Source organism: Bacteroidota bacterium, from assembly GCA_018692315.1.
Lineage (GTDB): Bacteria > Bacteroidota > Bacteroidia > Bacteroidales > JABHKC01 > JABHKC01.
In genome coordinates this window covers 1-25,083 of record JABHKC010000245.1, presented here as the reverse complement: position 1 = coordinate 25,083, position 25,083 = coordinate 1, and the positions used below count along the sequence as shown (strand labels likewise).

The 25,083-nt window shown below is 34.0% G+C and carries 10 protein-coding genes; 4 read left to right on the top strand and 6 right to left on the bottom strand.

Annotation, left to right across the window (positions count from 1 at the left end):
- Positions 1-549: 549 nt before the first annotated feature.
- The 5 genes from HN894_17920 to HN894_17900 form a co-directional block, all read right to left on the bottom strand.
- Positions 550-1,797 (bottom strand): PQQ-binding-like beta-propeller repeat protein, encoded by a 1,248-nt coding sequence (locus HN894_17920; protein ID MBT7145204.1) that lies wholly within the window; start codon positions 1,795-1,797, stop codon positions 550-552.
- 72 nt (positions 1,798-1,869) lie between these two features.
- Positions 1,870-5,109 carry an ABC transporter permease gene (locus HN894_17915; protein ID MBT7145203.1) on the bottom strand — a complete coding sequence of 1,080 codons (3,240 nt, stop codon included), beginning with the start codon at positions 5,107-5,109 and terminating at the stop codon, positions 1,870-1,872.
- Between the two features lie 106 nt (positions 5,110-5,215).
- A complete protein-coding gene (locus HN894_17910) occupies positions 5,216-5,893 on the bottom strand; it encodes an ABC transporter ATP-binding protein (protein ID MBT7145202.1) in 678 nt (225 codons plus the stop codon).
- 406 nt (positions 5,894-6,299) lie between these two features.
- Positions 6,300-6,701, bottom strand: a complete 402-nt coding sequence (locus HN894_17905) for a hypothetical protein (GenBank protein MBT7145201.1) — start codon at positions 6,699-6,701, stop codon at positions 6,300-6,302.
- A 33-nt stretch (positions 6,702-6,734) separates the two neighbouring features.
- Entirely contained in the window at positions 6,735-7,199 is a 465-nt protein-coding gene (locus HN894_17900; protein MBT7145200.1) for a DUF4293 domain-containing protein, read from the bottom strand.
- A gap of 286 nt (positions 7,200-7,485) precedes the next feature.
- Between HN894_17900 and HN894_17895 the strand changes: the two genes are divergently transcribed.
- The 4 genes from HN894_17895 to HN894_17880 are packed head-to-tail and all read left to right on the top strand — an operon-like array spanning position 7,486 to position 11,298.
- Positions 7,486-8,715 carry a DUF3696 domain-containing protein gene (locus tag HN894_17895; protein ID MBT7145199.1) on the top strand — a complete coding sequence of 410 codons (1,230 nt, stop codon included), beginning with the start codon at positions 7,486-7,488 and terminating at the stop codon, positions 8,713-8,715.
- A 2-nt stretch (positions 8,716-8,717) separates the two neighbouring features.
- On the top strand, positions 8,718-9,011 hold the full coding sequence (locus HN894_17890; protein MBT7145198.1) for a hypothetical protein: 294 nt from the start codon (positions 8,718-8,720) through the stop codon (positions 9,009-9,011).
- A 17-nt stretch (positions 9,012-9,028) separates the two neighbouring features.
- Positions 9,029-9,718 (top strand): hypothetical protein, encoded by a 690-nt coding sequence (locus tag HN894_17885; protein MBT7145197.1) that lies wholly within the window; start codon positions 9,029-9,031, stop codon positions 9,716-9,718.
- A complete protein-coding gene (locus HN894_17880; GenBank protein ID MBT7145196.1) occupies positions 9,715-11,298 on the top strand; it encodes a DUF262 domain-containing protein in 1,584 nt (527 codons plus the stop codon). Before HN894_17885 ends, HN894_17880 begins: the two co-directional genes overlap by 4 nt.
- 241 nt (positions 11,299-11,539) lie before the next feature.
- Here HN894_17880 and HN894_17875 read toward each other — a convergent pair whose 3' ends face one another.
- On the bottom strand, positions 11,540-24,751 hold the full coding sequence (locus HN894_17875; GenBank protein ID MBT7145195.1) for a PKD domain-containing protein: 13,212 nt from the start codon (positions 24,749-24,751) through the stop codon (positions 11,540-11,542).
- Between the last annotated feature and the right edge of the window lie 332 nt (positions 24,752-25,083).

Below are 25,083 nucleotides of genomic sequence, written 5' to 3'. Positions count from 1 at the left end.
TTTTAAACTATATTTTCGTATTCCTTTTCCCTGCCATAAATGGCAGGGCTATTACAGATTGTCCTTTCATGACTTGAGTTGAAAATTTGTGAAGTCACGCAACCTTCTGTTAAGCAAAGTTTGTAAATCGCTTTCCATCATAAGTAGTTTTTATGTCCGTGCCCAACAACAATAAATAAAGCTTAATTATTAAGAATAATTTTTATCTTTGCTAAATGTCTGATAAATATAAAATACATGAACCTGACAAAGCATGTTTTAGATAATATGGTTGAACAGATTGCAAATCCACGCAAGCTGGAGAAAAAATCAAAACCATAAAGGCACAGAACTTTACTTCTGGAAATCACACCCATATTTTCGACAGGAAAAATCTCCCAACAGGAATTTATTTTTATAGCTTGAATAGTATAAGTTTTTCTGATACTAAAATTATGAGTGTTGAATAATCTATAATTCTTGATTCGTTTACTATGCAGTAACATTGACAAAGTTTCAAAACTTTGTCAATGTTAATCGACTGAATATCTTTATATAAAGTTCAGCTTGTCAAATCTTCTTTCCAATATCATAAGCCAACAAAACATTCCCATGGCGGACATACAAAACTTTGTTGTTTATTACAGGATGAGCAAAATGTTCGTTTGTTCCTTTTTCAATTTTAAATGAACTTATCAATTGCAGGCTATCTTTATGAGATTTGACAAGTCCCATTTTTCCTTTTTCATTGTAAATGTAGAGCATATTATCGGCAAAAATTGTTACTCCTCTGTGAAATTTCAAGCTATCTACTGTTTCACCGGTTTGAGTATCAATAGTTTTCCATTTGGGTTTTCTATGAGCTGCACCTATCAATCTGTCTTCGTGGATTATAAAACCGCCCATAATATTATCAATTTCAGGATTTTTCCATACTTGTTTAATAGTGGAACCATCGGCCGACAGTTTTAGTTTCACACATCTATTTCCGCAACCGGCAACATAGTAGATATGTCCATTCTCAAACCATGCAGAGTTTCCATGAATATCGCAGGCTGTATCTTGTTCTTCAGTCCATAACAACTCTCCGGATTTTGCATCGAGACCTAAGAGTGTATGTTCCATAAATGTAACCAATAATTTTCGTGTAGCCAAGTCAATAATTACAGGGGCACAATATGCAGGAATTTCGCCTGCACCTTTATTTATCCATAAAGTTTCTCCTGTAAATCTGTCCAAAGCAACAATATTTGTGTCCTTACCACCGGGGGCGCAATAAACCATATTCTCATCTACAAGCAAATTTTGAGTAAATCCAAATCTGGTATTCTTTCCGTGAAAGTTTTCAAGCATATTGGTTTCCCACTTTACAGAACCTGTGTTAGCTTCGAAACAAACTATTTTACCATACCTTGAACATAAGTAGATTAAATTTCCTACTATGGTTGGAGTAGATGCTGAGCCAACATAATTTACCATCCATTCTTTTGCATATTCTTTTTTCCATAGAAGTTTCCCATCTATATCGAAGGAAAATAAATAACCCAAGCTATCAATTTCGCCGGTTACGAAAATTTTGTCGGCAGTAACGATTGGTGAACCATAGCCATTACCAATTCCTTCATATTCCCAGAGCAATGCCGGTCCATTTTCAGGCCACTCTTTCAGCAAATTGTTTTCGTAAAAAATGCCTTTGCGGTCTTCGCCTCTATACTGTGTAAGCTCAACAACATTTGTGGTGCAGGCTTGCAAAATAATTAGTATTAAAACATGCAAAAATGTGATTTTGAAATTTCGAATTCCTGTTTTCTTTTTCATAAAATTTGGGTTTTATTTGATAAAATGCAAGTATATTTTCTATTTAGGTATATTTTTTACGATGTTTCACTTTCATTCATTCCGAATTGAACTTATAATATTTTTATTCAAGAAATTCTTTAAAGTAACAAAAATCCATAATGTTCCGTTCATTAATACCACAAAAATTAGCAAAATTAAAAAATCTCCCGACAATGAAAAGGTCGGGCTTAAAATTGATGGAAGAATTGAAATTATAGAAGCCAAAACACCGAGAAATATTCCATATGACAAAAGAAGGAAGTTTTCGGTAAATATTAGCTTAAATATTTTCTGTTTCTTAAACCCTAATGCCATTAAAAGAGCAATTTCAGACCTTCGTTCAAGAAGATTGCGGTAAAGAATTATACCTATTCCTATAGTTCCAAAAACTAAACCAAGCCCTCCGAGTATCATAAAAATTGAAAGATAGGTATTTGTAACTGAATAAAACTCACGCAGAATACTTTCGGTTTTTTTTATATCAACTCCATAGTTTTGTAAACTAAAAAAGAGTAATTCAGAAATCTTTTCAGCTTCATTTTTTGGAGTTTCTATCAAAGAAATTGACGATTCATTGATTAAGGGAAAGTTTTGCTTCATAACTTGTTCACTTATAAGCAAATTCCCCTGAAAAATTGAGCTATTTAAGCCACCCGCCAGAACAAATTTTATTTCCTGCCCATTTTGATTTAGATAAGAAATTGTATCTCCAATTTTTTTCATCAAACCCCAGGTAATAACTGTTTGGTCGGCAAATGCCGGGAAAATATTTTCATCATATTCCTGCTCAAGAAGCTGCCATGGATTGTCTCTGAATTTTTCGTTAATAATTTTAGCAAAAGAAAACGATTTTCTCTGATGTAAAATTTCAGGCTTCAAGCCAATGATTGAAGGTTTTTGAACTTGATTTAAATTCAAACAACTTGCATCGTTTCCCGGTACTTTAAACATTTGAAAAAATTCTACGCTATCAAAAATCGGTTCATCATCAAGACCCAATTTTTGTTTTCCTTCCGGCGAATTTAAATTTACCGAAATTGGGATACTGGTTTCAAGCTTCAAATTATATCCACCTGTCCCGGAACTTCGGAGGCTTTCGTTTCCGAAAAAAGTTTGCCTGTTGGCAGCAGTAATAAAAACAATAAATGTTGCAAGAGCCAGCATTATAACAATTGACAAGCTTCGGAACTTGTTCCTGCCAGCATTTTTTAGCGAAAGCGAGCGAAGAGATAAAGGGCGTAGTTTTGGATTTGCAATCAATTTTTCAAAAAGTATATTTGTAGCCATGAAACTTCCGAGAAGAAACAATGCTCCGGCCGAAAGAAATAGACTTGAATTTTGGTCAATTGACGAAACTGCTGAATAAAAAACCAAAATTATAGATGCCCCAAAAGACAAAATGAGAATGCCAATTTTAAGTACATTTCTATTGTTTCTTTTTTCCCTTTTCCTCTCAAAATTGCCTCTTAGAAGCTCGGCAATCGAAAAATGCGTTTTCCTTTTTGAAGCAATAAATATTGTTAGAAACGAAATTATTAAACCTGTAATACTTCCAAAAATCAGAGTCTGTGTTTGCAAATGAACCTCTAAGCTTGATGTTCTCACAATATCGTTCCAAATTGTGTTTATTGCCAATAAAATTCCATGATTGTAGAAAACGCCAACAAATGCTCCCAAAATACTTCCAAAAATTACAACTATCAGATATTCAGATAATCGAATAATTAGAATTTGCTTTTTGCTAAAACCGAGACTTAAAAGTATTGCAGTTTCACGAATTCTAATCTCTTCATTCAATGAAAAAATTATTACAATCAGAATTATTCCCGAAAGGATTACAAAAAAACTTAGGCTCAGAAATAATTCGCCAAAATCGACACCATTGTTTGCTGCCCTAATACCTTCGCTTTTTGCAGCCTGAAATTCAAAAGCTAAATCTCTGGGATTTAGTCTATTCATTATGTGTTTTTGTAATTCGGCTTGACTAATTTCTGACGAATCGAATCTGATTGCAGTGCAATTTCCGAAATCGTTTTCCCAAATCTCCTGAGCTTTATCAATGGAAATAAGAGCTTTAGGCGTTCCTCGAAATTCTTCCCAATATTGCTCGTCTTTGTCCCTGATTTTTTTCAAATCTATAGGAATGTTTGTCTCCCACTGGCTGCATTGTGAAGCTCCCGTCAAACCCGGATAGTCAGGCATAAAGGAATGGTCTATGTTTTCATTTTTGGCAGGAATTATTCGTTTGATAATAAACCTTTCAGTTTCTTCATACAAAGTTTGAAGCCTGCCAATTCTAAAGTATTTCAAACTTAAAGTATCACCAATTTTTGTGTTTAAATCTTTGGCAAGCCAATCGTTAATAATAATTTCATTTTCGCTAATTTTTTCGCTAATGATATTCTCTGAAATTGCGGAAACAAAAGAATACGGAGCTTCTCCATTTTCAGATTTTATTAAATTTACCAAATAAGTAAAAATGACTTCTTGATTTAAACTACTGTTTAATACTGTATTAGAAATTTTCTTGTCTATAAAAATACGTTTCGAATTAATTTCAAACTTTCCAGAACCGGAAATCTCTGAAAAACTAAAAGTAGCATCTTCAGGTAGCCAAATATTTTTTAATGATTCGTTTAAAAAATGTTCATCAATATTATTTCCTTCTGAACACAAAATAAGATTTGCTTTCCCGGCAATTTCAAGTTTTTCGCACAATAGTTCCCTTTGCAGAAAAACATTATAAGGTGCTGTCTGATTGCTTTTTAGACTAAAGCTACCAAGTTGATTTTCATCGGCAATGGCTACAATCTTTAATCTTATAGAAATTGTTGCAGAATTTTCGTCAGAAAAAGGGACATTAGCAGGGATCAGTCCAGAATTTTCTACCCGAAGCAAAATCTCATCGTTCATTTCTATCTGCAGTTTTGCAGCAACATTTTGGCTAATTATTGCCTCATTGTTCTTTAATTTTGGGAAATTAATTTCTGAAAAGCTCCAAAAATTGCTGTCAATTCCAATTACTTGGGTTGAAACAATTCGCAAATTTTTGTCAGGATTAATAGAAATTCCTGAAAGGGATAAAATAGAAATTGCTCGTGATTTTGTGGCATTTTGAATATCTCTGGCAAGTTCTGCACGAACAAATCTATCGCCGGTATTTAAAACAAATTCTGTCGCACCAAGTCTTTTTTCTACTTGTTGCCTGAGACTGTATTTTATTGAATCTCCAACAATTAAAGCTCCTGTTAAAATAGCAGTACTTAAAATAGTTGCTAAAATAATAGCCAAATGCTGTTTTCTATAAAACCAAAGACTGCGGACTAATAATTTGTAAATAGACAATGTTTTAGAGATTTTTAATTGTAAATTAATCCCGAAATCTCTCGGGATAAAATCATAGCAACTTTCCTTGCGAGAGTGTATAAATTTTGTTCATTTTTTTTGCCAAATTCATGGAATGGGTAACAATCAGCAGAGAGATTTTTTGTTCCTTGTTTATTTTTGTCAATAAATCTCCAATAATTTCTGCATTCTCCTGATCGAGTGAGCCACTTGGTTCGTCTGCAAGCAAAAGTTCGGGCTGATTTATCAAAGCTCTAATCACAGCAGCTCGCTGGCATTCTCCACCTGAAAGTTGCCCGGGATAATTTTTCATCCTGTTTTCTAAACCAACAAATTGCAACAACTCTTTTGCCCTTTTTTCGGTATTATTTGTAGAATTTTTGTTTTTTTGAGCTAAAACCGGAAGCATAACATTTTCGAATAAATTGAGCTGTGGCAAGAGGTGATGCGTCTGAAAAACAAAGCCAATTTTATTGTTCCGAATTTCGGCAAGTTGATTTTCTGCATATTCATCAATGGCTTTTCCGAAAATTTTAGTTGAACCGGCGGAGGATTTGTCGAGCGTTCCTATAATATTTAACAAAGTGCTTTTTCCTGATCCGGAAGGTCCGACAATTGCAATGCTATCCTCCTTTTCAATACATAAAGATATGTTGTTAAGCACTTTATGCTCCGGAACATCATTATTGTTTTGATAAATTTTGCTAATATTATCGAGCTGAACTATCATAAGTGAATTTTATGAATGAATCTGATTTCTTTTTTTTATAGTGGTTCTCTGCTTTTTGTTGACCAATCCATATTTTTGTAATCGACATATTGTTTTGTTTAAACCTTAGCTGGATAAACCAGAAAAAATTCATGCTTTGAGTCCGAAACTTGTTTTTAAGATCGCAAAGAGTTTTATTTCATAAAACTTTGCACCCTTGTGCCTTTGCGAGATTATGTTTTGAATATATTGTGTGAAATTTCTTGCCAAATAATACAAGAATATTTTAAGTAAGATACTATTCTTTTCCCGACCTAAAGGTCAGGGCTACTTAAAATTGCTTTGTATTTTCAAATTAATGGTCGAAGTCTGAATTCTAAAATTTCAACTGACTAAACTTTAACCGTTGAACTTCATTCTGAGCTCACTAATAATTAAATCCGGCTCCAAAAAAGTTTGAATAATGGTCTGCATCTTCACCAAATTCTTCAACATGATTGTTTTCGATTTTGTATGTACAATGTTCGCCGGCAATTTTCGAAAAATAAATTTCAGATTCGTGATTATGTATATCGAACATAATAATTTTAGCAAGATTTTTGCTTTTTTCTTCTACAGCCAAACTCTCGTGACAAACCGGACAACATAAATATAGATGCTCGCCATCTTTATATTCAAAACTCGAATGTTTCAAAACTTTGTAGTTGCCTAATTGTGGAGAAATAAGGATAATACCTGTTTTATTATTTTCCAATCGGGCTGCTAAAATAATATTATCTCTTACTTTTAAATTTGCCCTACATTTTGGGCATACATAATTGTTTTTCATAGCAGATTTTTTATTATTAAAATATTTTCAATTCTATCTGATTCTATCGTAAGATTTTACAAGCTTTTCGTCTTTTCTAATACTCCTGATTGCGATTAAATAAAAGATAATTGAAACTACTGGAATATATGTTACTGCTGAGCTATACACCAACACTTTAGTTCCTAAGTCTTTTGATGCCTGAAAAGAAATAAAATAAGCCAAAATAATTAGACCAATCAGCAACAAAATATTGAAGACAATCAATCGAATTTGCATAACTCTGTTCTTATACACAATAACACTCAACAAGCTGATTATCTGAATTATGCTTAGCAAAATCAAAACTGTAATTGTATTAATTTCAACTTTTTCAGCATTCAACATATTAAAAATTCCATTAAAATCCAGGCAATAAGCTTCGCCCACACCCATCAATTTTACAATTGGAATGAAAAATAAAGAAGCAATTGCAAAGCTTGAAAGCAACAAAAAAACAGTCTGTATCCTTTGTATCATAAATTAATTTTTTGGCAAATATAAAAGTTTAGATATTAAGTTATCTATTTTGAAGAAATATTTTTATTGATATTTTTATTAATATTGTATTTTTAATGCTAAATGATATTGATAGAGAAAAATTTAAGATTAATGATGATAAAACTCCCTTGATTGTGGCTCAATTATTAAATTATCCTTGAATCATTGTTTATGATAACAATTACAATAATGTTGCAGAGATTGAATTTTCTTATAATTGTATATAGATTATATATAAAATTTTAATAAAAAAGAAAGAATTACCATGTTAAAATCAATAAAATTTAAGTCATATAAATCATATAAAGATTGGCAAGAGCTTGAAATAAAGCCTCTAACAATTTTGTTTGGAAAAAACAGTTCAGGAAAAAGTGCTGTTGCAAAACTCCCAACATTAATAGAAGAGTCTCTGATTGGAAAATTTGAAGCGCCTATACTGTTGAATAATAATGGTGTAGAATTAGGAGCTGATTTTAAAGATTTAGTTTATGGAAGAATAGATACAGAAGTATTAGAATTTGAATTGAACGCTTCTATACCAGACGACTACAATAAAAAACTTAAAGATGAAAAATTGATTGTAAAAATAGCATCAAATATTGGAATAAATAATTCACCAAAAATAATATATTGGAAATTAGATAACAGAGTTTTTGAATATAATCATTATAATAACTCTCATACTGACCAATTAGACGAAGAAGAATATCTTTGTAATTTTAGAGGTTTTAACTTAGATTTAATATTATACAAAAATAAAGATGGAATTGGAGATGCTCCAAAAAGACCTAAAATGACTCTTAATACATCATATTTTGGACCATTTCGAGAAGAACCAAAATCAAGTTATACTGAGTCTCAGTTTCAAGAAACGAGTCGTTTTGGAATAAAAGGAGAGAATGCTTATTTTTACTTAATCAAAAATTATCAAACTTACGAAAAACTATTACTAAAAAAAGTTAGTAATTGGTTTGAACAAAATTTTGAAGGCTGGAGGCTTAATGTTCAAAAAGATATTCAAAGACCAATTTATTATTTTGAATTAACAAAGGATTATCCAAAATTAAACATTAATATAAGAAATGTTGGACAAGGGATGAGTCAAGTACTTCCACTAATTGTAAGAGCTTATTACGCTGCAAATAAACCAACATTAATTATAATGGAGCAACCGGAATTGCATTTACACCCGGGAGCTCATGGTAACTTAGCTGAATTATTTGCAGATACATCGAAAGAAGAGTATAAAAATTATTTAATTGAAACGCATTCCAAAAACTTTATTTTAAGAATTAGAAGATTAATAGCAGAAGGCAAGTTTGATAAAAATGATTTAGCTCTATATTGGGTTGATTTTGATGAAGAAAAAAATACAAGTTCACTTGTTAAAATAAATGTTGATGAGTATGGAAAAGTTGATTATTGGCCAGAAAATGTTTTTAGCGAATCACTTGATGAAACAATTGCTTTAAGAACCGCTCAAAAACAAAAATAATAATGATTGTAGAAATAAAAAAAGACATATTTAACTCTTCTGATAATTTCAAACAGTTTAATTATTTACTTCAAATTCTTACAAACAAGAGAAGATATGAATTATTTATTGATATTGAAGAATTGAAAAATAATCCGGTATTTGACAGAATTGACACAGATGACAAAATAATAATTAATGAGTATTTTGATAGACAAATTCAGGAAAACAAAGAAATAAATTATTCTGTCTCACAAAATAGTTCATCTGATTTTAACATAGAAGAAGCAATTCGTTTTTTAATGAATCTATTTTAATAATTCTTGAAAACAGTTTGAATGATGCTTATTTTATCAATGCTCTAATCGAAAATTTTCGTAAAAAAAGTAAAAAAATAAAAAGGTTCAAAGATGAAAATTGGCTGAAATATGAAAATGGCGGAGGAGCTGATAATATTCCAAACACCATAATTTCAATTTTAAGCTCATTCGAGCGATTACCAAAATCAAATCATAATTATTTGAGAGCAATTGTTATTCTTGACAGTGATAGGCAATATGTAGGTATGCCTCTAAAAAATGACAAGCAAAAAATAATTGATTTCTGCAAAATGAACGAAATTAAATATCATATTCTTGAAAAAAGGGAAATGGAAAATTATATTCCAAATGAAGTTTTTGATGAAATTGCTTTTGAAACAGATGACGAATATTTAAAAGCATACAATAGTCTATCGCCAATTGCAAAAGATTATTTTGATATAGAAAAAGGCTTTATAGAAAGTTATACAAATCTACATTTTGAGGTAAAAAAGCTGTTTAAAGATGATGACAATTTTAAATTATTTAGGAAGAAATGGAAACCCAAAATTTTTCACAGTAAAGGAAGCTCTTTTAAATCTGAGTTTCCCAAGTTATTTGAACATAAAAATGTAACACAACAAAATTTATTAAATAGAGTAATACATCAAAACAATAAAAACGAATTACAAGAAATTCTTTCAAAAATTAATGAACTATTATGACTGAGAATTTGCAAATAAATACCAGAATAAAACGTCTGATTAACTATATTGAAGAAACAGATAGCGGATATATCCAAATTCCTTCATTCCAAAGAGATTTTATTTGGGAAAATAAACAGAAAATTGAATTATTTGAAAGTATTAAAAGAGGTTATCCAATTGGCTCTTTGCTGTTGTGGAAACCAAAAGAGAAATATGGAACAAGTGAATTTATTGGACCTTACCCCCTGCCCGAAGCAAGAGAGAATGAATATTTTTATATTTTAGATGGTTTTCAGAGATTATCCACAATATATGGTTGTTTAAAAAACCCCAAGAAAGCAAAAGTTGAAATCAATGAAGTTTTAAGACAAAAAGAATACTCAATATATTACGATTTAGTTACAGAAGAATTCTTTATTCCTCGTTCTGTATCAGTTGAGCTAACACAAATACCTGTTTATACATTAGTTGACACTTTTGAATTTCTCACTTATGCAAACAAATTACAAAATGAATTTACAGATAATGAAAAAACAATATTATACCTTGAACGAGCAAAAGAATTAACGACAATATTCTCTGATTTCACATTGCCTGGTATCGAAATTATTGGAGGAAAAATTGAGGATGCGATTGAAATTTTTACAAGGATAAACTCAAAAGGTTCCATTATTTCACCTGACTGGATGTTATCTGCCTTAACAAGTAATGAAAATAAGGATTTTAATTTAGGTAATTTAATAAATGAATTAATTGTTGATTTAGATGAATTTAACTTTGGTAATATTAAAAGAGTATTGATTGTCCAGTGTATCCAAAATTCATTCGGTAATATTTATTTTGATACTAAAATTGAAGTTTTGCATAAGCGTAGCAATTTTATTGAAACTACATACAAAACAATTGAAAGTATAAAAAAAGCTGTAAAATTTCTTTTTGAGGAACTTTTAGTTGTTTCTAACAAATTATTACCTTACAACAGTCAACTAGTTTTTATTACCGATTTTTTTAACCAAATAGAAAATCCATCAATTCAACAATTAGATATATTAAAAAAATGGTTCTGGCAAACAACATATGCCAACTATTTTACAATATATTCTTTAAGTAAAATTAGAGAAGCCTACGAATTATTTCAAAAATACTTGCAAGGTAAAACCGACCAAATCCTTTATAATGATAAACCTAATAATCCATTTACGGTTATAGATTTTCCCAATAAAATATTTTTTGGTAGTGTAAGAGCAAAAGCTCTTGTTCTATTTATGCTAAATTATTCGCATAATTTTAAACCAATTAATGCTGACGAGGATTGTAGTTTAAAATTAAGATATTATATACATGAAAATAGTGCTAAGAATAAATTACCTGAAAATGTTATCCCCTTAATTCGTAATGTAATAACACAAAAAGGTCACCAAAAGAATTTGGGGTTTACCTTAGATGAAAAAGATTATAATAAATATTTCCTTACAGAAGCAATGTTAACTCTTGACAAAAAAGGAGACACAGTTGGTTTCTTGAAACAACGAAAAGAACTTATTATTCAAGCAGAAAGGAAATTTGTCGAAGAACTAAATTTGGTCTATGAACAATAATAATCTTGCAAAACATAATCCTCCTGTAATAATCACATAATTCTACTATCTATTTTAAGATTGGAATTTTTATTAATCCCATTTTCAACTATAAATTATATGACTAGTTTTAAATTCTAAAAGTGCTCAAAATTGTAGCATCAGGTGGTTGAAGTTTCAATTTCAGACAAAAAAAAGCCCTGCAAACATGAAGAATGCAGGGCAAAAATTAAAACTGAAACATGAACCCAACTAAACTAATCTACCTTTTATTAATCAGTTTAGCAATTGTCTTTTCATTAGCAATAAGTTTAATTAAATATGTTCCGGCGGCATAGTTCCTTGCATCGAAAGTTAATTCATGCTCACCTTCCTTGACTTCTGAGTTTAGTAGAACTTCACATTTTTCGCCAAGCAGGTTGTAAACAGCCAATTCAACTTTTGTGTCTGTCGGAACAAAAAACTTAATCCTTGTAGTTTCGATAAACGGATTTGGAATATTCTGATAGAGTTGGAAATCTGCAATTTGATTATCAATAATTGAGATTTTATCAACGATAGAAATTTTATTGGTTTCGTAAAACTCATTGCCTTCTAACCAACTTGAAATTTCCATATCGAATTCTTCTCCTGATTTGTTCAATCTTAGTATGAAGGTTTCAGATTTATACATTCCATCAGTTTCTCTCGAATATTCATCGTCTCCCCAAATTGCGATTGACAGAATTTCTCCCTCAAAAACAGATGCACCAACTATTTTGTTACTTCGTGTTAATACTCCTATTTCGTCCCCCATTTCAGGAGAAATCTGCCAAGCGTCTTGTGGTATTATCAATGTCATATTATTCCCTGTATTTTTAACATTGTTATAAAATTCAGGTTTCGCATGAGAATTTATCGATTTCTGCATATTTACAGTATTTGCAGGATATAACAATGTAGTAGCTACATTTGTTTTGATTTGGTATCCTTCTCCGGGCACCAAATTACCTATGGCATTAATTCCCCATTGAGGATAATAAATACTTCCTACATCATCTTTTACAATTACTACATCTGCAACAATTGCATTCAGCATTAATACAACATCGGCAGGTGCCTGAAGCAGATATCCGAACATACTCCAACCTTCAGCTATGGCAATTGGCGAAAGCTCAGGTACAACAGGTGTTCCAAATACTTCTAATACAAGTGGAATATTTGTTTTAATCTGGTATGCATTTCCAATAGTCATACTGCCAATTGCATTGATTCCCCACTGTGGATAATAGATGCTTCCTACATCGTCTTTCACAATAACAACATCGGCTACTATTTGTGAAAAAACAACATTTATTGCAGGATCAGTCGGAATCATATAGGTTGAGAACATGCTCCATCCTTGAGGCAAATTAATAATTTGTGATGAGCTTACACAATCTATAGTTACTGTATCACAATATATGCTTGTGCAACTGTAATCTGTTGTGATTGTCAAACAAACAATATATGTTCCATTTGCAGAATATACATTATTTGCATTTTGAACAGTTGAACTATTACCATCGCCAAAGTCCCAATTCCAGTTTGTTATGGTTCCGGGGCTTGATGTGGAAACATCGAAGAACATTATGTCTGGACAATTTGCATAAGTATATTGGAAATTTGAATTACACTGTACCTGTGGAACACAATCAACATAAACAGTGTCACACCACGAACTATAGCAACTGTCATCGGTTGTAACTGTTAAACAAACTAAATAAACTCCGTCAGCAGTAAAAGTATGATTTGGATTTTGAACATTTGCAGTTCCACCATCACTGAAGTTCCAATTCCAACTTACAATATTTCCAGGACTTGATGTTGAAGCATCGAAGAACATTATATCTGGACAATTTGCATAAGTATATTGGAAATTTGAATTACACTGTACCTGTGGAACACAATCAACCTGAACAGCAGTACAGGATGAGTCAATGCAATTGTCAGTTGTTGTTGTGGTAAGACACACGGTATAAGTCCCATCGGCTGTATATGTATATGTTGGATTTTGCATAGTAGATGTATTACCATCACCAAAATCCCATAGCCAACTATTAATACTTCCAGATGATGAAGTTGAAATATCAACAAACGAAACACTTGGACAATTTCCTACGGTAAATTGGAAATCAGTATTGCATTGAGCAGCTACAGGAATTACAGTCAATATCATTGTATCGGAATTTGAACAATTATACATATCGTAAGCTACTGTTATTAGTGTATAATCTCCAGCTTGTAATGTTGAAGCATCAACTACTATTTGATTTCCAACCACAGCCGATGGCCAAGCCTCGAAGTAATTGTAATATGTATATCCTGGTACTTGAGCTCCAAGCGTAACAATATCAGCAGTTGTAATTGTGGTATCTTCTCCAAGATTAACCATTGGTAGAGGATTTACAGTTACAATAATATCATCAATAGCCTCACATAAATTTCCATCAGTAACTGTCAAGAAATAAGTAGTTGTAACTGATGGACTTACTTCAATAGATTGCGTTTGTTCACCTGTACTCCACGTATAAGAATCATACTGTGCCATGGGATCAAGAGTTATAGTGTCGCCTTCACATAGGAACATATCGGGTCCAAGATACATCCATATGTTGCACGTATCCTCTAACAAAATAGTATTGCAGAAAGTATATGAGCAATTGTTATTGTTCATATCGGTTACTGTCATGCAAACAAAATATTGCCCGTAGTTTATATAATTATGAACTGGGTTAGGTGTTCCATAATCATAGAATCCGTCTCCGAAATCCCAGGAAACATCATATTGACCTGAGCCACCCATCATATTTCCTGCAAATACAACAGTTGTATCATTAACTGTGTATGTAAATTCATTATAAATAGGATCAATTACTATAGTATCGCAATAAGTAGCTGTACATGTTGGATCAATTGGATCGATTGCTGTCAAACAAACCAAATAAGTACCTGGGGCTGCATAAGTATGGTGCATAAAGTTAGTATCAACATACTGAGTTCCATCACCCATATCCCATTCGAGATACATGTTGTAGTTGTACCCGTTTGAAGCATTTCCAGAGAAATTGTATTCGTAACAATCCATTGCATATGTATAGAAATCTACATACATATCGCAAGCCGAAGAATCAATATCAATCTGAACAAAATCACTAACAACACAACCGGCAGCATCGGTAACTGTGAAACTGTAATTACCAGCTGTTAAGTTAGAAATATTATATGTAGTTTCACCAGTATCCCAAATGTAGCTAAATGGTGGAGTTCCGTTTGTAGCCATGAGGCTTACATAACCGTCATATGCTCCGGCTACAGATTCATTTCCAATAGTAGGGAATACTGACAACATGCAAGGCATAACCGTAAGTTCATCAATATTAATATCATCAAGATAAATTACATGATCGCCCCAGTGGATGGTTTGCCAGCTAATGTAGTAAACACTATCAATAGGAACAGTTATTGTATCAACAACTTGTACCCAGCTTGTAGAACCGGCAAGTATCATATCATGAATATCATTATAAACCGAATCAGTTTCTAATCCTGACCTTAGTTTAAGATCCATCAATCCGGCAGAAACATCAGTACGATACCAGAAGCTTATTTCATATGCTTTAGACGATTCTAAATTGAAACAATGCGTGAATAACCAGTCGTTTGCAAAATTTGATTGATAATCATACTTATATGAGTATGAACCGGTATGAGCATCAATATTAGTTCTTGTCCAGGTATTCATGTCATTATTTGCATCGAAAACAGTATAATCGTAATGCAATGGTTCAGAGTTTTCAAAACTCATAGTGTATGCTACAGGATAATGGAAACATGTATCGACATAAGTTCCTGCTTGTATCAAAATTGCTGTGTCAGCCGAGCATCCGTCAGCATCGGTAACAGTTACTAAATACAAACCAGCAGTAAGTCCGGCTTGATCTTCAACAATTGATCCGGTGTTCCAAACATAACTATATGGAGGTGCTCCAAGATTAACAGTTAAATCAATTTCTCCATCATAATCACCAAGTATAGTTTCGTCTATTTTGGTGAAACTTAAGAAGATATCACAAGTATCAAGAGGTGGAGTTGTAAATATCAAAATCATTGTATCAGCACTACAACCTTCGTCGTCAGTAACTGTAACACCAAAATACCCGGCTGTTAAACCTGCTTGATCTTCAACTATAGAACCTGTATTCCATGAATATGTATAAGGAGGCGTTCCTAGATTTACAGTTAAATCAATAGAACCATCATAAGCTCCAAGAGTTGATTCATTAACTTTTGTGAATGTCAGATACATATCACAGGTATCAGGAGGAATTGTTGTGAGAACTGCAATAATTGTATCAGCAGAGCATCCTTCGGCATCCGTTACGGTAACTGAATATATACCTGCACCAAGACCAATCTGATCAGCAACAACAGAACCAGTATTCCAAACATAAGAATAAGGAGGAGTTCCGAGATTAGTTGTGATATCGATTGCTCCGTCGTTTGCTCCCATCACCGATTCATTTGCATGTGTTGCAGTTAAATAAATATCGCAAGTATCAACTGGGAGTATAACAAGAATAGTAATATACCGTATATCTATACAACTATCTGCATCTGTTACTGTAACTATATATAATCCTGCATATAGTCCAGACTGATCTTCAACAGTTGAACCTGTATTCCAAATGTATGTAAATGGAGGTGTTCCGAGATTTACTGTTAAATCTATTGAACCATCCGAAGCTCCATATGGTGGATTAACTTGAGTGAATGAAAGATACATGTCGCAAGTATCAACCGGAGGAGTGCTTAGGATTATTATGCTTGTATCAGCCATACAGCCTTCGCCGTCGGTAACAGTAATTGTATATAATCCGGCAGTCAATCCTGATTGGTCTTCAACTATAGAACCTGTATTCCATGAATAAATGTAAGGAGGTGTACCCATATTTACGGTCAAATCTATAGAACCGTCGAAAGCTCCAAAAATTGATTCATCAACTTTCGTGAAAGTGAGATACATTTCGCAAGTATCAATTGGAGTATCTGTAAATATGAAAATTACAGTATCGGCAGAGCAACCTTCGAAATCGGTTACTGTTACGAAATAATATCCTGCTGTTAATCCGGCTTGGTCTTCAACAAGCGAACCTGTGTTCCAAGTATAAGTGTATGGTGGAGTTCCAAGATTAACTGTTAAATCAATTGATCCGTCATAAGCCATAGCACTTGATTCATCTACTTTCGTGAAAGATAAGTATATATCACAAGTATCCGTAGGAATTGTAGTTAAAATAGGAATAATCATATCGAAGGAACAGGTATCAGCATCAGTTACGGTAACTGAATATAATCCCGCACTAAGTCCGATACGATCTTCGTCTATTGAACCATCGTTCCACATAAAACTAAATGGAGGTGTTCCGAGATGAACAGTTAGATCAATCGTTCCGTCGTTTGCACCCATTACTGATTCGTTGGTGTGCATAGCTGTTAAGAAAACATCGCAAGTATCAGCAGGTGGTAATGCAAGTATCAAAATTGAAGTATCCGCCAAACAGCTATCAGCATCCATTACAGTTACCTGATAAATTCCGGCAGCGAGTCCTGTTCTGTCTTCGCTTGCTGCACCATCATCCCAAATGTATGTATAAGGAGTAGTACCGCTATATACTGTCAAATCTATCTCTCCATCGAAACTAAACAGACTTGTAGCGTCAACTTTATTATAATCTAATGTCATGGTACATTCCGTACAATCAATACATTCAACATTAAAATCGTCCATAAATACAACACCGTCTTTTAAGAAAATTGTTTGCCATGCAAAATAATAAACACCGCTAGCAGAAACCTGAATAGTATCAACAATTTCAACCCAAGTTGTAGTTGGTGTCATTATGGTTTGAAGAATTGGCATAATCCAGGCTGTTGTATCAACATTTGTTCCCATACGGAATTGCATATGTAAGCTATCAGCAGCAGTTTCTGTACGATACCAGAACGATACAGCATAAGTTTGTGTAGCATCCATATCGAAACAACGAGTAAATAACCAGTCGTTGGCAAACCAAGCCTGATAATCGTAGGTGAAAGAAGCTAATCCTGTACGTGAAAATGATGGATTATATTGTTCTTTCCAAATATTATAATCATTATTTGCATCAATTATTGTCCAATCACTGAAATCTTCGGAAAGCTCGAAACTCATTGAATAAGATCCTAGAGAATATCCACAAGTTGCAGGTGGTTCGGCAACTACAAATGTCTCAACAACAAAACAACCAATTGCATCAGTAGTTGTAACAGTATAAACTCCGGCTACCAATCCATAAAGGTCTTCGGTAGTTTCACCAGTACTCCAAATATAAGTTATAGGTGCAGTTCCTACAGTTACCCCGTAATCTATCCAGCCATCAGACATTCCAAATGCAGAAGCATCTTGAACAAAATTACTGGTATGCAATTCGCTAATTTCAACAGTGATAGTATCTGTATGAGGCACGCCGTAATATCCAATTGCCGTAACAAAATAGTCAGTATCAACAGTTGGGAATACAACAATTGTTTGTGTTGTTTCGCCTGTGCTCCACAAATATGAAGCATAGCTCGAACCGGCATCAAGTATAGCTCCCATTCCAAGACAAATCAAAGTGTCAGGTCCTAAATCCAATGGTGGAGATACAATAGGAGAACTACCTTTTTCTATCATTCCGCCTTGAATTTCGAAAAATCCTCCTTTTCGTCCGGAAGCAACAAACTCAACTTGTGAAGCTGGTTGCATAGATTCGAATACGAAACGAATTCCATAAGAATCTATATCTTGCAAGAATGCAGCTGCAATTGCCTGAGCTTGTAGTGAATAATTTGCTGAACTATCAATAGGAAGGCAATAATCGGTATTTCCTGAAATAGAATCAGTTTGTCCGAGATAAGCAAAATATTGAATAGTCTGATGATAATCCGGCATATCGCTTCCGCAAATTACTTCGCCATTTACGGTCATATACCAGGTACCACCTGTGTATTCGCGAGTTTCTACATCACCATTCAATTCCCAATCCGAACCCTGAACATCAGCACCAAGATCGGCAAAATCATAATGAAATTTCAAATCATCAGCTGAAAGGTTAAAAGAAGCCAATGCATTTGTTAATGCAGGGAATCCTTGAATCATCCCGTTTCCACGGAAACCGCAAGTTGCTAATGGGTCAATATCTGAATAATCTCTTGATGCCAAATAATAATAAGCAACAGCTATTGAAGCAGGTGGCTGTGGCAAAATATGTCCAACAGCATTTCCTTCTGCACAAACAGGATTTGCGTTCCAGGCAGCAGTTCCCATATTTTCAGAACCTAAACCTAAAATTGGAATAAATTCGTTTTGAACAAGTGGATTAACAAAGCCCATATAGTCGTGGGTTTCGCCATAGTTATAAGTTGCACAAGGATCAGCCGGATTACTGTTATATCTGGTTCTTACTCTGATTGTATGGTATGCAGCAGGAACTACAGGAGATAATGTGAAAGAAGTTGTATAAGTAGTATTCGATTGTGAGCAAACTAATGAATCGAAAATCTGTTCGTTTGCTTCGAAAATATAGTTGTCGTTCCAATCGATCCACATACTTACCCATTGGTTTGAGTAGCCACATGTAATTTCGAAATTGTGAGTAGCTCCTTGTGTAAGGTTAGCAATCATGTTTGTATAATCGCCATAAGCATTTGGCGAGCAGCCTGTATTTGTATGAACTAAATCAGCAATTGTAATATCATCGATATAATCGCCTAAGCTACAACCTTGTGTATATGAAGGTGTACAGTATTGGGGATTGTTAACATTTACATTAACATTCACCGATTGGCTTGCCTGGCAATTGTTTGCATCAGTTACATAAATTGTATATGTAGTAGTTGCAACCGGCGAAACCCAAGGATTCAAAGCAAAAGGATCACTAATTGCCATTGATGGCGACCAGTAATATGTAAATGGTGCAGTTCCTCCAACAACTATTGGATTTAGCTGTACAGAATCACCAATAGAAATTGTTTCGTCAGCCATTGCTTGAACGCTAAGATTGCAATAATTTGCAGGTACAGTAAAGCTTGTATCGAAAACACAACCGGCAGCATCTGTAATTGTTACGGAATATAAATTTGCATAAAGCCCTGAAATATCTTCAGTAATTTCAAAATTTGACCAAAGGAAAGTAAATGGTGCTGTTCCGCCATTTACACTTAGGTCGATAGCTCCATCTTGTTGATTATTAAATTCTTCGGTAATTATTGCTGAAGCTGAAAGATTGCATGAACCTACATAAGGATTTACAAATGCCGTATAATCATGAGTTTCACCATAAAGATAATTTGCACAAGGGTCAGCAGGATTAGTATTGTAAGCCAAGCGTACTCTAATTCTATGATATGCAGCGGGTACTACTGGGGAAAGTGTAAAAGTTGTTGAATGCAATACATTTGCAGACGGGCAATTGAAATTATCAATTATCTTTTCACTAACTTCAAAAATACCATTGTCGTCCCAGTCTATCCACATACTTACACTTTCGTTTGCGTAAGTAGTGCTAATTTCAAATGTGTGAGTTGCTCCTTGAGTCAGATTAGCAATCATATTTGTATAATCGCCATAAGCTCCGGCAGAACAACCTGTATTTGTGTGAACCAAATCAGCAATTATGATATCATCGATATAATCATAACTACATCCATAGGTATAAGTTGGTGTGCAGTATTGTATAGTAGGAACATTTACATTCACCGATTGGCTTGCCTGGCAATTGTTGGCATCAGTAACATAAATTGTATATGTTGTAGTTGCAACCGGCGAAACCCAAGGATTCAAAGCAAATTCATCACTAATTGCCATTGATGGCGACCAGTAATATGTAAATGGTGCAGTACCACCAACAACTATTGGATTTAGCTGTACAGAATCGCCAAGTAGAATTGTTTCGTCAGACATTGCCTGAACGTTAAGGTTGCAATAATTTACAGGAACAGTAAAACTTGTATCGAGAGCACATCCAAGGCTATCGGTTATTGTAACGTAATATATGTTTGCAATTAAGCCTGAAATATCCTCTGTGGTTTCTCCATTAGACCAAATATATGAAAAAGGTGCAGTACCGTTTGCAATCGAAATATCAATTGCACCATCGGCTTGACCGCTAATTTCCTCTGTAATAACAGCACTTGCAGAAAGATTACATTGAACTGGTGATTGTCCTCCTAATTCTATCCTTCCCGATTGAATTTCGAAAATACCTCCGGCTCTTCCACTATGACTAAAATCTTGCTGTAGTGCAGGTTGCATCGATTCGAATACAAAACGAATTCCATCATTTCCAATGTCTTGTAAAAATCCGGCAGCAATAGCTTGTGCTTGCAAAGAATAATTTGCTGAACTATCCGTAGGAATACAGAAATCGGTATTTCCTGAAATTGAATCCATAGAACCGAGATATGCGTAATATTTTATCGTTTGATGAAAATCCGGTAAATCGCTACCGCAAATTGTTTCGCCAGCAACGGTCATGTACCAGGCTCCACCAGTGTATTCACGTGTTTCGATATTACCAACCAAATCCCAATCAGAACCTTGAATGTCAGCACCTAAATCTGAAACTGCATAATGGAATCTTAAATCTGAAGATGAAAGTCCATAATTGTTCAAAGCTGCTGTTAGCAATGGGAATCCTTGAATAACAGAGTTTCCGCGGAAACCACAAGTTGCAAGTGGATCGATATCTGAATAATCTCTTGATGCTAAATAGTAATAAGCTACTGCAATAGAAGCAGGTGGCTGTGGTAAAGTATGCCCGCCAGCACTTCCTTCGGCACAAACAGGATTGGCATTCCAAGCCGCCGTTCCCATGTGTTCAGAATTTAAACCTAAAATTGGAATATGCGCATTTGTCTGAATAGAATTAACAAATCCCATATAATCGTGAGTTTCGCCATAACTATATATTATACACGGATCAGTAGGATCTTCGGCATAACGCGTTCTTATCCGAATAGTATGAAATCCGACAGGAGTATATGGCGATAATGTGAAAGTTGTAGAAGCAGTTACATTTGATCCAGAAATATGAAAACTATTTATAACTAATTCGTTTGATTCAAAAACATAGTTGTCGTTAAAATCAATCCACATACTTGCTCGCATAACAGGAGCACCTGCACTTATTTCAAATGTATGTGTTGCCCCAGGGGTAAGGTTAGCAGTCATATTTGTAAAATCGCCATAATTTGCAGGAGAGCATCCTGAATTTGTATGAACCAAATCGTTAATAGTTACATCCAAAATAGCAACACTATTACATGGTTGATAATATGGTGGGATACAATATTGTGTTGAATTTACAAAAACATCCAGACTTGCAGTCGCTATGCAATTTAATGCATCGGTAACCTGTATTGAATACCCAGTATTATTAGTTGGTGAAGCCCATGGATTTGCTGAAAATTCATCGCTAAGTGCATATGAAGGCGACCAATGATATGTTAATGGTGCTGTTCCCCCACTAATAATCGGATTTAACTGTACAGAATCACCAAGGGAAATTGTTTCGTCAGCCATAGCTTGAATACTTAGGTTACAAGCATAATTAGCAGGCACAGTAAAACTAGTATCTAAAGCACATCCTGCTGCATCGATGATGGTAACAAAATAAATGTTAGCAATAAGTCCGAAAACATCTTCAGTTGATTCACTATTCGACCACAAGTAAGTATAAGGATATGATCCGCCTGATACAGTTAAATCAATTGCTCCATCCTGTTGATTATTTAATTCTTCAGTAATTATTGCTGAAACAGATAAATTACATGGTAGTGGATTTGCTCCGGTTTCCAGATAGCCCGATTGAATTTCAAAGAAACCTCCGTATCTGCCGTTTGCATTCAATTCTACTTGCAAAGCAGGTTGCGATGATTCGAAAACAAATCTCAATCCATTAGCTCCGACATCTTGTATAAATGCTGATGCAATGTCCTGAGCTGCTTGAGAGTATGAATTGTCAGTAATATCAGTTGGTATAAAGAATTCAGTATTACCATAAATAGAATCCGTTCCGCCTTGATAAGCATTGTATTCGATAAACATTGTAAAGTCTGGCATTACACCTGACATAATCACTTCATTACCTAGACGGATTTGATAACTTCCACCAGTATAAAGACGTGTTTCGAGGTCGCCAACTAAAGTCCAGTCAGAACCTTGAACATCAGCTCCAAGAGATTGGTATCCCCAAGAGAATTTTAAATCGCCCGTAGTCAAGCCATTCGCTGTTAGTGCATTCGATAGATTTTGAAAACCTTGAACAAAACCTGTTCCTGTGAAACCTTCGCTTGAAAGTGGATCAATATTATCCCAATCGCGTGAAGCAAGATAGTAATATGCATAAGCAATGGAAGCTGGAGGACTAGGTAATGGATGACCTCCTGAAACTCCTTCAGGACATGCGGGGTTTGCATTCCATGCAACAACACCATTATGGTCAATTTCTAATCCAATTATTGGCAAGAAATTCGCGACAATTTGTGATATTAATTCTATTTGATCTGTCATCTGGCAGCCATTAGCATCGGTAACAGTTACTTCATATATTCCAGCTCCTAAATTATTTAAATCTTCAACCACATCTCCATTGCTCCATAAGTAAGCAAATGGTGGGGTTCCATTATTTACAGTAAGGTCAATTGAGCCAGTATTTCCAATCAAAGGATTTATACCTACAAAAGCCAAAGTCATCAATGGTTCTTCACCAACATTAGCAATACCAAATACCTCACGACCAAGTGCGTCGGTTACAGTTACTTCATAAATTCCAACTACAAGATTCACAGCATCTTCAATTGCCTGACCATCCGACCAAGCAAAAACAAAAGGTGCGGTTCCACCATTCACAGTTAAATCTATCCAACCCGTATTTGCACCATTACAATTTACATCGTGTTCTACAATATTCAAAAATGGATGTACTTCGGGACCAAATTCATATGCTCCAACATCGGGCATAGAAAGTGCAGGTGTCGGACGAGCATTGCCATCCAAATCGTCTGCTGGAGATCCAACGTTTATTCCTGTTTGAATACATGGGCTTAGAGCTGAAATATGATAATCGAAATGTGCAGGATCATTAAATAATGGATCCTGATCGAAACATCCTAATAAGTACCAGACATTTCCGGCACCATCCTCAATATCAGAAAATTTCATATCAACCGTACCTTCATTAGTTAATTGGATTGTAGAGTTGGGTTGTGACAATCCGTAAATAATTGAATTTGTTACCCATAAATTTGGAGTTCCATTAAATCCTCTGATAGATAAAGGATAATTTCCCGGATTGTCAGCCATAGTACAATTAAAAATATGGATATCACCGTAGTTGAAAATACCTAAAGCTGTTGCATAATTATCGCAAGTATTTCCGTAGAAAAGATTGTTGATAAAGTGGAGTTCTCCCAATTCTATTGCTACAGCTCCACCATCGTAATATGCATAATTATCAGAGAAAACATTGTCTTTTACAATTCCGTAAGAAATGCCTTTTAAACGCATTGCTCCACCATCGCCGTAAACGACTGTTCCATTTGCCTGATTATTTGCAAATGTATTTCCTTGAATGAGTGTTCGGGCATCATTTATCGAACCATTATATATTTTAATTGCTCCTCCATTACCATTACTTCCGTTAGTTCCGGCAATGTTTCCCTCGAAATAATTATTTAAAATTTCAAGCTCTGAATATTGAATTTCAATTGCTCCACCACCAATGGTTGCTTCATTATTTCTAAAAATATTATTTTGAATAACACACATTGCAGCAGGGGCAACTAAACCATAGTAATATCTTATTGCACCACCTGCATGTGCTGTATTGTTTTCAAATAAATTATTCTGAATAATCGGCGAAAGCGTGTTACTTGTTGGGTAACCATGATCCATAAGGATTGCACCTCCATATGTGCTGACTCCTCCCGAACTACAGTTAGTCATTGTGAAGCCTTCAATAATAGTTCCTTGAGTTATCCAGCTATTTGATAAGCCATCGAAATCGAAAATAAATGCACGTGAAGTATTTTCTCCATCAATGATACAATTTGCATATCCGTTCTGAGAATGAATATACAAATCTTTGTTTTGCCAATGCAAATCAATATTTCCGGGTCCTTGCCATAGTCCGTCAGCTACAACAACCTCATCGCCATTTACAGCAGCATCAATAGCATCCTGAATAGTTGGTTGGTCTGCAGGGACATTAATAGTAGCTTGTGAAAAAGCACTACTGCTCGCCAAAAATGAAACCGCAAAAATTACCAAAATCGAAAGCATCTTTATATGGATACTGAATAAATTCAGATATGCTTTCTTAAACTTTTCCCTATCTATAAAGGGGTTTTTACAATTTTCTCTAATAGTTTTCATGTTACAACATTTTAGTTAAATATTTATTTTATATATTACACTCTTTCAATTACTTAAATACACACAAAAATTCATGCATAATTACTAAACTATTTATTATAAGTTTTCGGCTTTTAGAATATGGTGCATAATTGATGGTATTGTGCAAGTATTAATTATTATTTGGTAATAAAAAAACCTGCATATAAAACACAGCAATTCCGCAAGAAAAAAAAGAACTCTTTATGTAGCTGAAGTTTAGAGAAATATGATTTAGGCTAAAATTTATTTTTCTTGCTATTTTTTTAGTTTTACTCAGATGAACCACATTTATCATAAATAACTGATTCTAT

Bases quoted from the DNA above. Each gene is read 5' to 3' on its own strand.
- HN894_17890 (MBT7145198.1), top strand. From the start codon at position 8,718: ATGATTGTAGAAATAAAAAAAGACATATTTAACTCTTCTGATAATTTC.
- HN894_17910 (MBT7145202.1), bottom strand. From the start codon at position 5,893: ATGATAGTTCAGCTCGATAATATTAGCAAAATTTATCAAAACAATAAT.
- HN894_17920 (MBT7145204.1), bottom strand. From the start codon at position 1,797: ATGAAAAAGAAAACAGGAATTCGAAATTTCAAAATCACATTTTTGCAT.
- HN894_17905 (MBT7145201.1), bottom strand. From the start codon at position 6,701: ATGAAAAACAATTATGTATGCCCAAAATGTAGGGCAAATTTAAAAGTA.
- HN894_17875 (MBT7145195.1), bottom strand. From the start codon at position 24,751: ATGAAAACTATTAGAGAAAATTGTAAAAACCCCTTTATAGATAGGGAA.
- HN894_17900 (MBT7145200.1), bottom strand. From the start codon at position 7,199: ATGATACAAAGGATACAGACTGTTTTTTTGTTGCTTTCAAGCTTTGCA.
- HN894_17895 (MBT7145199.1), top strand. From the start codon at position 7,486: ATGTTAAAATCAATAAAATTTAAGTCATATAAATCATATAAAGATTGG.
- HN894_17880 (MBT7145196.1), top strand. From the start codon at position 9,715: ATGACTGAGAATTTGCAAATAAATACCAGAATAAAACGTCTGATTAAC.